General features: G+C 58.0%; 9 protein-coding genes. 3 read left to right on the forward strand and 6 right to left on the reverse strand.

Translation table 11 applies throughout. The features are described from left to right. Nucleotides 1-61 precede the first annotated feature (61 nt). Nucleotides 62-1102, reverse strand: coding sequence for a glycosyltransferase family 9 protein (locus CA85_RS09460; protein WP_246112646.1), 1041 nt, complete (start codon nt 1100-1102; stop codon nt 62-64). A gap of 274 nt (nt 1103-1376) precedes the next feature. Further along, entirely contained in the window at nt 1377-2801 is a 1425-nt protein-coding gene (locus CA85_RS09465) for a sulfatase family protein (protein WP_146391104.1), read from the reverse strand. A gap of 223 nt (nt 2802-3024) precedes the next feature. Here CA85_RS09465 and CA85_RS09470 point away from each other — a divergent pair, with 223 nt between their 5' ends. From CA85_RS09470 to CA85_RS09480, 3 genes are all read left to right on the forward strand, one after another. Next, nucleotides 3025-3531 carry an FxsA family protein gene (locus CA85_RS09470; protein WP_146391105.1) on the forward strand — a complete coding sequence of 169 codons (507 nt, stop codon included), beginning with the start codon at nt 3025-3027 and terminating at the stop codon, nt 3529-3531. Between the two features lie 217 nt (nt 3532-3748). Beyond that, nucleotides 3749-5350 carry an alkaline phosphatase D family protein gene (locus CA85_RS09475; RefSeq protein ID WP_146391106.1) on the forward strand — a complete coding sequence of 534 codons (1602 nt, stop codon included), beginning with the start codon at nt 3749-3751 and terminating at the stop codon, nt 5348-5350. Between the two features lie 167 nt (nt 5351-5517). Further along, entirely contained in the window at nt 5518-7140 is a 1623-nt protein-coding gene (locus CA85_RS09480) for an FAD-dependent oxidoreductase (protein WP_146391433.1), read from the forward strand. A 56-nt stretch (nt 7141-7196) separates the two neighbouring features. Here the strand turns inward: CA85_RS09480 and CA85_RS09485 are convergent, their stop codons facing one another. The 4 genes from CA85_RS09485 to CA85_RS09500 form a co-directional block, all read right to left on the reverse strand. Further along, nucleotides 7197-8039 carry an MBL fold metallo-hydrolase gene (locus CA85_RS09485; protein ID WP_146391107.1) on the reverse strand — a complete coding sequence of 281 codons (843 nt, stop codon included), beginning with the start codon at nt 8037-8039 and terminating at the stop codon, nt 7197-7199. A gap of 45 nt (nt 8040-8084) precedes the next feature. Further along, nucleotides 8085-8933 carry a hypothetical protein gene (locus CA85_RS09490; RefSeq protein ID WP_146391108.1) on the reverse strand — a complete coding sequence of 283 codons (849 nt, stop codon included), beginning with the start codon at nt 8931-8933 and terminating at the stop codon, nt 8085-8087. A 239-nt stretch (nt 8934-9172) separates the two neighbouring features. Next, entirely contained in the window at nt 9173-10786 is a 1614-nt protein-coding gene (locus CA85_RS09495; RefSeq protein WP_246112647.1) for an ABC transporter permease, read from the reverse strand. Between the two features lie 124 nt (nt 10787-10910). Next, on the reverse strand, nt 10911-13136 hold the full coding sequence (locus tag CA85_RS09500) for an NADP-dependent isocitrate dehydrogenase (protein ID WP_146391109.1): 2226 nt from the start codon (nt 13134-13136) through the stop codon (nt 10911-10913). Nucleotides 13137-13201: the final 65 nt, after the last annotated feature.

Below are 13201 nucleotides of genomic sequence, written 5' to 3' on the forward strand. Positions count from 1 at the left end.
TAGATTTTGAATCGGCGTCGGGTGATTTGGTCATGGATGGGGTCGCAGGCAAATGCGGGAGTTATGCCGCGCGGGCGACCGGGACATGGTGCATGTCATCAATCACAGCGCAAACGTGTTCGACGCCAATCGCCCGCATCGCTCGGTTGCTGGCTTGGCGGCGATGTCGACGGCTGCCCGCTTCGTACTGCAACTGCAGTGCCGCTTGCTCGTAAGGGCCTGAATCGCCCGGCCGGGTTGCTCCATAGAGCCCGATGGTTGGTGTGCCGACGGCGACGGACATGTGCAGCGGTCCGGTATCGCCACTGACGAACAGATCGGCGGTCTCAATCAGGGCCGCGAGCGTTTGCAGGGTCGTGTTGGGAGCTAGCGTTGCGGTGCCTTGCGATAACTCCACGATCTCCTCGGCCATCAACCGCTCTTCAAAGGATCCCCAGACCACGAGGCTGTGATAGCCATAGCGATCGGCCAGGTAGCGAGCTGTGGAGGCAAATCGATCAGATTCCCATAGCTTCGATGGCCACGTCCCGCCCGGGTTCAAAATCGCCACACTCGGTGTCCGGATGGTATTGCGATAACCTTTGGCCCAATCGCGGTCCTCGTCGTCCAGAGGAAGATCCCAGCTGACACGAGGATGATGGATCCCAAACGACGTCAGCAACTCGAGAGAGCGGTCAGTAATGTGATGAAAAACCGGTGTGATTCGCTCGTTATTGAAGAAGCGACTGAGCTCGCCACCGTGTTTTCCCGAGAACCCGATCCGGCGACTCGCCCCCGATAGCTTGCCCGCCAACGCCGACTTGGTATTGCCTTGGCAATCGATCGCGATTTCGAATCGGTGCTCCTGCAGTTTCGCACGAGCCTCCTTCACACCTCGCGGTGACGTGAACCACCCTCGTTGGAACTCGATGACAGCATCGAGGGCCTGGTGGCCGCGAACCATCGGCGCCGCTTTGGACTCGACCACCCACGCGATGTATGCGTCCGGGAAGTGTTCTCTCAAGCAGCAGGCGACCGGCAATGTCAAAATAGCATCGCCAATCGCGCTCATGCGAGAGATCAAAATTCGCGGGGCTACCAAATCAGAAATCGGATGAGGCATGGCGTCGTCGTTCCAGTCGCGGGGGTAGCGTCAGGTGCCGCCTCAGGGAACCTTGCCGGGCGAGCACGGGATTGCGACTCACCCTAGCAACCGGCGTAAATCGATCACCAGATCAATTCACGCCCATCTCCGCCAAGGGATACCAACCCGCACTGCCCAGATCGCCCCTGCCAGAGCACAGACAATTTGCCATCAACACGGCCTCGTCCTCGACGCCCCGGCGAGCGTCGAGCGATCCGGCTGGAACCATCAGGGCTGGCAGAAAGAGCCCGGTTCAATCCTGGGCAGTGACGCCGAAACGATGATTGCCCTTCTGAGCGGCCCGCAGGGATGCCCACGTGTCTTGCTCGACACCGGGGTCGCCCTGCGACTGGAGCCAACGATCGAGTTCCTCGCTGAGTTCCTGTTGAATCTCAGCAGTGGAATCAGAACCGGCCAGGTTCTGCATCTCAAAAGGATCCGAGGCGGTGTGATAAAGCTCCTCGGCGGGGCGGCGCTGGTAGCGTTCGACCAGGTTGTAGACTTTCGGTTTGGACGTGGAGTCCCAGACCCAGGTGCGCCAGTAGTTGCGGGCGACGTGCGAACTGGGTTTCGAACCCATCACGTGTTTTTCAATATACAGATTGTCGGGGCTCAAATTGCGGATATAGCGATACTCCCCGTTGCTGATCGAGCGGATCGGATAGGGAGGCCCCTCAGGGACGTTGTTGTGAACGCCATACACATAGTCGCGGTGCTGATCCGTCTCGCCCCGCAGGACAGACAGGAAGCTGCTGCCATCGAATTTCGCGTCGTTGACCTCACCACCCGCTGCGTCGATCAGCGTCGGGAGCACGTCGGCGTATTGCACCAACGCGTCGGTTCGCTGGCCGGCGGCAACCACGCCGGGCCAGCGTGCGATCAGGGCGGTATGCACCCCTGTGTTCCAGTTCGTCCACTTGTTGCCCGGGAACTGCGACCCTTGCTCGGAAGAAAACATCACCAACGTGTCTTCGTCGTGGCCCGTCGACTTCAAAAGATCCAGTAGCTCGCCCACCTGGCCGTCCATGTAGGTGATCTCAGCGAGGTATCGCGAGAACCCGTCCCGGGTCAGTTTCGTATTGGCAATGTTCGGAGGCAATTTGATGTCCGCCGGTGGGTAGGCTGAAGCATCGCCCATCACCCACGGCACGTGCGGTTCAACGAGCGCGACGACGAGACAGAATGGTTCGTCGTCCTTGCGGGTAACAAACTCCTTGGCTTCCGAAATATCGTGAGCCTGGGTTGGGTCGCGGACACAGTTGCCGTCGTAACCACCCACCGTTTCAAACGGGAACGCTGATTCTGGTTTAACGTGAACCTTGCCAGCGATCCCGACGCGATAGCCGAGTTCTCCTAAATAGTCTGGCATGCTCTGGATGTCATTGAGACTCGCTGAATGGTTCCAGGCACAACCGTTCCGCATTGGATACAAACCCGAATAGAGTTCAGCCCGGCAGGGCTGACACATCGCCTCGGCGAGATAGGCCTGATCAAAGACGAGGCTCTCTTTGGCAAGCTGATCGATATGGGGAGTATGGGCGTTGCTGCCACCGTAGACCGGCAGATCATTGTAGGTGCAGTCATCAGCAAGAATGACCAAAATATTGGATGGTTCGTCCGCAGATAATGACCCGGCGGTCAGTATCAAGCAGCAAAGGGCGGTAAGCAGGCGGGGCATAAACTATTCGCTTAGGGGGGAGAGGGAGCTGGAGGTGTGACAGGCGTCCATTCTAGCCGATGTATGGCCCCTTCCCTACCGTCAATCTCGCTTTGGAACGGCATTCGCTTTCTATCCCCTATCGACTCGTTTTTGACGAATCAAGGTGCCAAGCTGGCAGTCTGGCGACGGCAACTGCAACAGTGCGTCAAGCGATGTCGATCCCTCTCGCAAGGTTCTCCATATGTTGATTCGCCTGTTTGCCCTTTTCATCTGCATCCCTTTCATCGAACTCGTCTTGCTGTTGCGGGTAGCCGATGCGACTAGCTGGATGACCACCCTGCTGATCGTGGTTGTCACCGGTGTGATCGGATCGCTACTCGCCCGTCGAGAAGGGCTGGCCGCGATGTCCCGATTTCGCGAATCCCTTGCTTCGGGACGGATGCCGGGACGCGAAATCCAAGATGGGATGATGATCGCCTTCGCCGCGGCACTCCTGCTGACACCTGGCCTGCTAACCGATGGACTGGGGTTCTTTCTACTGACGCCAATTGGCCGAAAAACGGTAGGCGGATTCTTACGCCAGCGTCTTGCCGGTAGCTTTCAAGTCTACACATCGGGCTTTCCCCAAAACCCGCAACCGACGGACGAGCAGGACCCGCGAACGACAACTTCGTCTCGGCCTCAGCCCAACGGCGACCGTTTTACGATCGACTCGCCGAGCTTCGGCCCGAAAGAACACTCCTCCTAAGGATCGTTAGCTAGTGCCACCCTGCGGCGGACCAGGAACTTGCGATTGCCCGTGACACCATGAATCTTTGATGAAGTGAAATCTCGCCTGCTGGGCGAATTGATAGACTCACGCGTTCACTGCTCAACAGAGCGATCAGCGTGAGCGGCAGCTCTCGCCGGGTCGTCTGTTGACGCTGACCGTGTCTCCAGCACTTCCATCAAAAGAGCAAAACGAAATGGTATCACGCAACGAAATCGAGAATTCCTTGCGCTACGAAGGCGGACGTTCGCGGCGTTGGCTCCTCGCCTACGCGGCTTCTCTCAGCTCGATCCCGCTACTCGGACGCACGTCCTGGGCAGACTCCTCGCCAACCTTTTCGAACGACCCATTCACGCTGGGCGTGGCATCGGGAGATCCCGATTCGAGCAGCGTCGTTTTGTGGACGCGACTGGCACCCGAACCGCTCACCCCCGACGGTGGCATGCCCAACCAAGCCGTGCAAGTTACGTGGGAGCTAGCAACCGACGAGTCCTTCCAATCCATCGTGGCCTCAGGAGTCACCTCGGCGACACCACAGCTCGGTCATTCTGTGCATGTGGAAGTCGAAGGACTGCTGCCGGATCGATGGTACTGGTATCGCTTCCATGCCGGCGAGGCAACGAGCCCGGTCGGCCGCACCCGCACTTTCCCCGACGCACACGTCCTGCCTGATCAACTCAACTTTGCGGTCACTTCCTGCCAGAACTACGAACAGGGCTTGTATACCGGCTACGAGCAGATGGCACGTGACGGGGTCGACGTTGTCTATCACCTCGGTGATTATATCTACGAGTATGAAGCCGGGCGTAATGGGAAGGTCCGGACGCACCATGGCAAAGAGATCCAAACTCTCGCCGACTACCGTATCCGCCACGCGCAATACCGCTCGGATCCATTGTTGCACGGAATGCACGCGCAGTGCCCGTGGATTGTCACATGGGATGACCACGAAACAGACAACAACTATGCCAGCGATATTAGCGAGCAAGAATACGTTGAATCCGCCGATTTCTTGGTGCGACGCGCCAACGCCTATCAGGCCTACTACGAGATGATGCCACTGCGAAGCAGTTGTCTGCCGCGTGGCCCCGAAATGCAACTCTATCGCAAATCCAAGTTTGGTAAGCTCGCCGATTTCTTGGTACTCGATACACGGCAATATCGCAGCGATCAGCCCAATGGGGATCGCAAATCAGCGATCAACGCGGAGGCACTCGCCAATACGCAATCCATGCTGGGGCAGACTCAGCGCAACTGGATGTACCAACAACTCATTCGTTCAGAATCGAAATGGAACGTCCTGGCGCAACAGGTGATGATGGGAATGGTCGATCGCAATTCGGGCAGTAAAGCAGGCGCCGACACACCGAACTATTCCATGGACCAATGGCCAGGGTACAGCTATGAGCGAATGCAACTCATGCATTTCTTGGCTGAACGCAAGATAAGCAACCCCGTGGTTCTCACCGGAGACATCCACTCAGCTTGGGTGAATGAACTGCGCGTCGATGACCGCCGTGATTCCGACCCGATCGTAGCAACGGAGTTCGTCGCCACCTCACTGAGCAGCGGCGGCAATGGGCACGAGGTCCCCAAGCACCTCGATCGACTCGTCGCGAACAATCAGTGTGTGAAATACCACAATACCGCGCGAGGCTATATCCGCTGCCGAGTCACCCCCGAGACCTGGCACGCGGACTACATGATCACCGATGAAGTGCTCAAACCGGGTGGGAAAACGGTTGCCGGCGCATCCTATGTCGTCGAGAGCGGCAACCCTGCGGTGCATTCGGCTTAGTAACCGCCCCTTGGGGCCAGTTCCATGGCGTACAATGTGAGGCCGCCGCGAAACCCGTTCGCGCGGCTGTCTCCAATCGTTGTTCCGCCGTTGCTCATGGAAAGCCAATGCGTCCCTCCCCCCAACGTCCCGTCTACCTACGCGCCACGATTGCTGCCCTGACGTTCATGGCATCGCTGTTTTCAATGCAGGCAGATGCCGAAACCTACGATGTTGTGATCTACGGAGGAACCTCCGCTGCAGTAACGGCAGCGGTTCAAGCCAAACGCATGAATCAATCGGTCATCGTGGTCTCCCCTGACCGGCACTTGGGTGGTCTTACCAGCGGTGGATTGGGGTGGACCGATACCGGAAACAAGTACGTCATCGGTGGCTTGGCCAAAGAGTTCTACCAAGCCGTATACCGCCACTATCAGAACGCCGACTCCTGGAATTTCCAGCAGCGTGCTGAGTACGGCGATCGCGCCCAAGGGCACCGCGCCAGCGACGATGACGATGCCACGATGTGGGTTTTCGAGCCGCACGTCGCGGAGGATATTTTTAATGCCCTAATTGCCGAACATCAGATCCCCGTGATCCGCGATGCCTGGCTCGACCGCGAAAACGGTGTGGTCAAGAAAGACAAGAAGATCGTTTCCATCACAACCCTCGATGGCGAAACCTACTCAGGTCGGCAGTTCATTGATGCTACCTACGAAGGTGACCTGGTCGCCGCCGCCGGGGTCGAAACGACGACCGGACGTGAGTCTGTGGCCGCATTCGACGAGCCCCATGCAGGGGTGCAAACAGGTATTCGGCATCACCAGCACCACTTTGGAGTACTCGACCATCCCGTCGATCCCTATGTCGTTCCAGGAGACCCCTCGAGCGGCGTGATCCCGCGTGTGAGCAGCGATCCGCCTGGAGCCGACGGAAGTGGCGATGATCGCATCCAAGCCTACTGCTTTCGTACCTGCTTCACTAACCATGCGCCCAACCGAGTACCGTTCCCTAAGCCCGAAGGTTACGACCCGTCGCAATACGAAGTCCTCGTAAGATGCTTTGAAGCGGGCTGGAAAGACGTCTTTAAAAAGTTTGACCCACTGCCCAATTTCAAAACCGACACCAACAACCACGGCCCCGTCAGCTTCGACAACATTGGCTACAACTACGACTACCCCGACGCCAGCTACGAGCGACGCGCCGAGATCATCCGAGAACACGAAACCTACCAAAAAGGGATTCTGTATTTCATCGCCCATGACCCGCGTGTTCCCCAGGCGATCCAGGAGGAGATGCAGCGGTGGGGTTTGGCGAAAGATGAATTCACGGACAATGGGAATTGGCCGCACCAGATCTACGTCCGCGAAGCCCGGCGGATGGTCGGAAAATTCATCATCACTGAGAATCATCTACGCAAAAAAATCGATACTCCCGAGTCCGTTGGGATGGGATCCTACAGCATCGACTCACACAACACACAACGATACATCTCGCCTGAGGGCACCGTCCAAAACGAAGGTGATATTGGAGTCAGCACTCGAGGTCCCTACGAAATCGCAATGGGCTGCCTACTGCCTCGATCAGAACAGTGTGTCAACTTAACAGTGCCCATTTGCGTCTCTTCGACCCACATGGCGTTCGGATCGATTCGGATGGAACCTGTGTTCATGATCCTCGGGCAATCAGCCGCAACGCTCTCAGCGATGGCGAATGAGCTCGAAACCGACGTGCAAAAGATCCGCTACGATCGACTGAAGAAACGCTTGCTCGACGATGGGCAGATCCTACACACCCCACCACGTTCGTAGCCGGCGCGTTCCCAGTCGACGGAAGAGTCAATGCCTGTCGTGGAGCCGAGCGGAAATCACTCGGCCGAGAGATCGATCGTCAATCGCAGGCCGTCGTACGCCAAATGGACGCCCTCGGGTAGATTCGACTCCACCGTCTCATGATCGATCTCATGACAGAGGTGAGTCAGGTAGGCTCGGCGCGGCCTGATCTCGTCGATCACCTCGATGGCTTCCTCCACACAGAAGTGTGTGGGGTGGGGCCGGAATCGAAGCGCGTCGATAACAAGCGTGTCCACCCCTCGCAACCGCTTCATTGACTCGGAGGGAATCCCATTCGTATCCGTGCAATAGGCGAAGTCCCCGAAGCGAAAGCCAAGGACGTTGAAATGAGGACCATGCCGCATCGGTATCGGCAGCACATCGGCACCCAATACTTGGAACCGGTCGTGAGTAATCGGCACAAAGTCTAACTGGGGGGTGGAACCGGGATGCGTGGGTTCACGGTCACTGAAAGCGTAGTCATATACACGTCGGATGCGTTCTTCGATGTGACGCTCACAATACAGCGGCATGGGGTGGCCAAGCCGAAACGGAAACAACCGCACGTCATCCAATCCATACAGATGATCGACGTGTTCGTGCGTGAACAACACCGCGTGGACCAATGGGATCTTTTCTCGCAGCAACTGGGTGCGTAGATCCGGAGGGGTGTCGACCAGCAAGTTGCCATTCTGCATTCGGACGACGATCGCGCATCGTGTCCGTTGGTTGCGAGGATCCGAACTCGTGCACACGTCGCACTCGCAGCCGATCGCCGGAACACCCACGCTCGTCCCGGTGCCCAAGAAGACAACTTCGGCCGAAGCAGCAGCGTTCTTATCGCCGGTGGGTTCGTTCAGGAGCGGGTCGGTACTCATAGTTCACCATCGTATCGCTCGGCCCCGACATCGCAACCAGAGTGTTTACCAAAGCAGCAACGCAAACCCGGCCAGCGCCGCCGATTGACTCAGCAACCCACGGCTCGTGCTGGCGCATCCATCCTTCACACACAGAGGTTCCACCGGGCAGTCGTATTGGTGGCAGGTCGGACAATCACCGTAGCTCGGCACACATTGGCAGTGCGGTTGGGACGCGGCCCGATACGGCAGCATCAAGGTATTGCCGACAAACCAAATGCTCGACGAGAGGTTTTGTAGACATCCACAGCACTCGCAATCCAGACGCCCGCAGCGTTCCAGATTGAGTTCTTGATAGTAGGTGGGCTGATGATAGAAAGTGATATGAACGCGCTGCGGCGGCGGTGGCGAGCTCACACCGCCATGAACCCAAAAGGGCCGTCGGTTGAAAACCTGTGCGGCTTGATTGACAGGAGCGTCGCCGGGCTGGGCAGCAGGAACCTCAATCGACAGCAGGCGGGCAGGCTTGTTCAGCTCAGCGAGACGCTGCGTTAACCGCTCGGTATCGTCCAATTGCCCTGACGCCGATGCCTCCGAAGCCCCTGCCTCGGCTACGGTTTCGACAGTTGTCTGAATGGGTGCCTGAAGTGTGGCATCTTGAACCCGGATCGGCAGCAGACTCCAACTCTCTTCCACGTCGATGCTACGATCATCCGGCTCGTCCCACATGGGCGAATCCGCCGCTTGAAGATAAGCCACGAACCGAAAGGGAAAATCCGATTCTTGCTCGAACGAGGTCAGCGCCGAAGAGAGCAAACCCGGTGCGCCGGCGACTGCTGAGCATGGAGTCTCTGCCAACGCCGCGGGGAGGGGGAGCACGGCGAGGCAGAGAAAGAGTGGTAGGGAATGTCGCATGAGGCAAACTCGCTCAGATAGTTTCGGTGCCCACACATACGACATCTGGAAAAGGGTTCAGCCCTCTTTCGCAACCGGCGAGACGATGCAACACATGTAGACTCGAACGGGCGATGGCCCAGATCGGATTCTCTTGTCATATCGTTTGCCAATGCTATCAGACGCGAGCCCGATAGATTTCGTCCACAGAGGTAGATCGAGACGAGCGATCGATGTCAGCCGAACAACGCGGATGTCCGTCAAACCTTCTCTTTCTGCTGCTCCGCTAGTACCGCTTCGGGCGTGGCCGTGCGCATGGCCAGCGCCCGGCGTCCCACCGTCGCAATCGCAATCAGAATGCTGATCAGTATGAACAAAACCGATACTTCGAGCGTGAAGGCAGGCGTCTGGCCGTCGACGATCTGACTCAATGTCCAAACCCAATTCGTCGTCTGCCAACCTGAGTACGAAAAGGGGCGATAATCATTGGCATGTAGCGCAATCGAATAGGGGACCAATGCGGCCAGCACCGCGACGGCGATCAAAGCCGCCAAGCCAATCTCCACACGGGGATGATTGCGAATACGCACAATCGCCACAATCGCGCGAACGAACAGCAACGATACAATCAAATAGGCGGAATAGGTCAGCGCCAATAATCGCAGCGTTCTGAATTCACGTGGCCGCAATGGGCTGCCAAGATCCTGGATCCGCTCCAGCCCCAGCAGCGCAGCTGTCATCACGAGCAGTATCCCCAAACAGGCAAACACCAAACCCGTTGCGGGCCCCGGCGTGAAGAACAGCAGCAACATTCGGCTGAGAAAATTGCCTGGCAATTCACGCTGGATTCGCGGCGTCACGCTCGCCGATTCCGACGCCATCAGGGCACCGCCGAACGTCCACAAGCTCGCGAGCAAAACGAGCGAGGGAAAGAAAATGTACAAGACTTGTCCGCGCTCCTCCAGAATCCATTCGATCGCAAAGGCGTTGCACCCCACAATCAAAATCGTCAATGCGAGCAGTGACCAGCGAACACCGCTACTGCGATTCTCGCTCTCGGGTGTTAACTGCGCCGCCGTTGCCGTTAATAGCAAATGGCTAAGAGAGATCGTCAACAGGATCATCGTGACCAATAGGAACACGGTCCAGCCCACGGTGAGCGGGTTGCCGTAGACGATGGTGTAGACTACTCCGATGCCAATCAGATATTCGCCCATCATCAAGACCATCAGTACAACCAGCAAGGTGGTGATCCGGCCTGATCGCCCTCTCGCCAGTGGAGCGAACGCTAACGCCACAACGGTTAACCCCAGTCCTGCCGTGATCAAGACAGCCATCATCAGACTGATCGTTGGCAGATCGACGCCCCGCAGGGTGTAGGCATATGCCACACAGGGAAACAAGGCGACGAGGTACAGCATCATCTGCAGCGATGCGCTAGCGAGTTTCCCCAGGACGATCTGCCACGGACTCAGCGCCGTGATCGAGAGCAGTTCCAGCGTCCCATCATCGATCTCCGATTCGAGCGATCGGTAGGCTGCCAAGGGCACGACCAACAGCATGGGAATCGCGAGCACAATGTAGTACCCGATCAGCATCCGGGGTGCCGAGGGCGTCGTGTAGATCAGCGGCATCAATGAAAGACTGCCGCCGATCGTCCAGACCAGCGCCGCGACCAACAGCACTGAGAATGTCAGCACAAACTGCCGGCTCTTGAGCGCTTGACGGGTCTCCTTGACCAAGATCGGATTGAGTTTGTCGCCAAACCGTTCGGACCAATCATCGATTCGCTCCATCCAACGCGTCATCGCCGTCTGGCGATCGGGTGAATCGCCCGATGAAACCGCATCGGAAACAGCGTTGACCGTACTCATGGGCGACGTTGGCAAGGAGAAAAGTGACGACGAGAGAGATCGATGTTATACCGTGCGATCCATGCCAACGCAAAAAAGACGCGTCGGCCGATCGCGGTGCACACCTTTCTCAGTTGCCCCTAAATCAGCCTGCCGCGACACCATCGATGATACCGTTGAGCGTTTCGCTCGGTCGCATCGCCCGCGTCGCTGCTGCCGGGTCGGGGAAGTAGTATCCGCCCACGTTCATCGCGACTCCTTGAGCGTCGTTGAGCTCACCGACGATTTTGTCTTCATTCTCCGACATCTGCTTCGCAATCGGCGTGAAGCGTTCTTTGAGTTTGGCATCGTCGTCTTGAGCGGCCAGCGCCTCCGCCCAGTACAGTGCGAGATAAAAGTGGCTTCCCCGGTTATCGAGTTCGTTCACTTTTCGCGAAGGTGATTTGTCTTCTTCCAAAAAGCGATCCGTTGCTGAGTCGAGTGTTTTGGCTAGGACAGCGAGTTCGCCTCCGCCGCTTTTCTCAGCGAGGTCTTCGATCGAAACGGCAATCGCGAGGAACTCGCCGAGTGAATCCCAACGCAAGTGATTCTCAGCCTGGAACTGCTGGACGTGCTTCGGAGCCGATCCACCTGCTCCGGTTTCGAACATCCCGCCGCCCGCCAACAGTGGCACGATCGAGAGCATCTTGGCACTCGTGCCGAGTTCCAGGATGGGAAACAGGTCGGTCAGGTAGTCCCGCAGCACGTTGCCGGTGACGGAGATGGAATCGAGCCCCTGCCGGCAGCGTGCACAAGCGTGCCTGGTGGCGTCGACCGGCGCCAGGATCTGGATATCGAGCCCGTCGGTGTCATGCTGCTTCAGATAGGTTTCCACCTTAGTGATCAAGTTGCGATCATGGGCGCGGTTAGCATCGAGCCAGAACACGACAGCGGCGCCGGTCGCCCGGCCGCGCGCGACGGCCAGACGCACCCAATCGACGATGGCGACGTCCTTGGTTTGGCAGGCTCGCCACAGGTCACCCTCGGCCACTGTGTGACTGAGCAGGGTCTTGCCATCACCGTTGACGACCCGGACCTCTCCGGGCGCGGCCATTTCAAACGTTTTGTCATGGGACCCGTACTCTTCCGCCTTCTTGGCCATCAAGCCAACGTTGGCGACGCTGCCCATGGTGGCGACGTCGAAGGCGCCGTTGGCTTTGCAGTCCTCGATCACGGCCTGGTAGACACCCGCATAGCTGCGATCGGGAATCATCGCGATCGTATCGTGCAGCTCGCCGTCTTTGCCCCACATCTTGCCGCCCGCCCGGATCGCTGCAGGCATGGACGCATCGATAATCACGTCGCTCGGGACATGCAGATTCGTGATCCCACGATCCGAATCAACCATCGCGAGACAGGGCAACTCCGATTCGATTCGAGCCATCGCCGCTTCCACGGGCGCTCGTTTGCCAGCGTCCAAGGATTCGATTGTGCCAAGGACTTGGCCGAGTCCTTGATTCGGATCCGCCCCGGCTTGTTGGAGCGTTTCGCCGAACTCGTCGAACAGGTCCGAATACAGAACACGGACGACGTGCCCAAAGAGAATCGGATCGGATACTTTCATCATCGTCGCCTTCAGGTGCAGCGACAGCAGTACGTCATCCGCCTGCGCTGCTGCGGCAGTCTCCGCCACGAAGGCCTGCAACTGCTTGCGGCTGAGTACGGCAGCGTCGACGACTTCGTCCTTCTCAACCGCGATGGCGTCCTTCAACACGGTCACATCCCCCGATGCCGCCACGTGCTCGACACGCAGCGTATCAGCTGCAGGCATGACGACCGATTTTTCGCTGCCGTAAAAATCGCCTTCTTGGAGGTGTGCCACGCGTGTTTTCGAGTCGGCCGACCACGCGCCCATCGAGTGGGGATTCTTTTGTGCGTACTTCTTGACTGGGGCCGCCACGCGGCGATCCGAGTTGCCCTCACGCAGGACTGGATTGACGGCGCTACCGAGAACCTTCGCGTACTTCGCCCGAATGTCTTTCTCTTGATCGGTCTGAGGATCCGACGGGAAATCGGGGACATCATACCCTTGAGCCTGCAATTCCTTGATCGTGGCGGAGAGTTGGGGGATCGACGCGCTAATGTTCGGCAGCTTGATGATGTTAGCGGCGGGCTCCTTGACGAGCTCACCGAGCTGGGCGAGTGCATCAGGCACGCGTTGCTCGGCCGTCAATCGCTCGGGGAAACTCGCCAGCACTCGAGCGGCCAGCGAAATATCGGCGGCTTCGAACTCAAGTCCCGATGCGGCTGTGAAGGCACGCAATATCGGCAACAGCGAATGGGTCGCCAGGGCGGGGGCTTCATCGGTAATCGTGTATACAATCTTTGCCATGGAATTATTCGACTCTTAGGTGATGCAGCGAAACGCACTGGTGAATGTCAAAGGATAATGAAAAG

Source organism: Allorhodopirellula solitaria (genome assembly GCF_007859855.1).
Classification (GTDB): Bacteria; Planctomycetota; Planctomycetia; order Pirellulales; family Pirellulaceae; genus Rhodopirellula; species Rhodopirellula solitaria.

Coding starts and splice junctions, on each gene's coding strand:
- CA85_RS09465 (WP_146391104.1), bottom strand. CDS start 2,801: ATGCCCCGCCTGCTTACCGCCCTTTGCTGCTTGATACTGACCGCCGGG.
- CA85_RS09490 (WP_146391108.1), bottom strand. CDS start 8,933: ATGCGACATTCCCTACCACTCTTTCTCTGCCTCGCCGTGCTCCCCCTC.
- CA85_RS09500 (WP_146391109.1), bottom strand. CDS start 13,136: ATGGCAAAGATTGTATACACGATTACCGATGAAGCCCCCGCCCTGGCG.
- CA85_RS09470 (WP_146391105.1), top strand. CDS start 3,025: ATGTTGATTCGCCTGTTTGCCCTTTTCATCTGCATCCCTTTCATCGAA.
- CA85_RS09495 (WP_246112647.1), bottom strand. CDS start 10,786: ATGAGTACGGTCAACGCTGTTTCCGATGCGGTTTCATCGGGCGATTCA.
- CA85_RS09475 (WP_146391106.1), top strand. CDS start 3,749: ATGGTATCACGCAACGAAATCGAGAATTCCTTGCGCTACGAAGGCGGA.
- CA85_RS09460 (WP_246112646.1), bottom strand. CDS start 1,102: ATGCCTCATCCGATTTCTGATTTGGTAGCCCCGCGAATTTTGATCTCT.
- CA85_RS09480 (WP_146391433.1), top strand. CDS start 5,518: ATGGCATCGCTGTTTTCAATGCAGGCAGATGCCGAAACCTACGATGTT.
- CA85_RS09485 (WP_146391107.1), bottom strand. CDS start 8,039: ATGAGTACCGACCCGCTCCTGAACGAACCCACCGGCGATAAGAACGCT.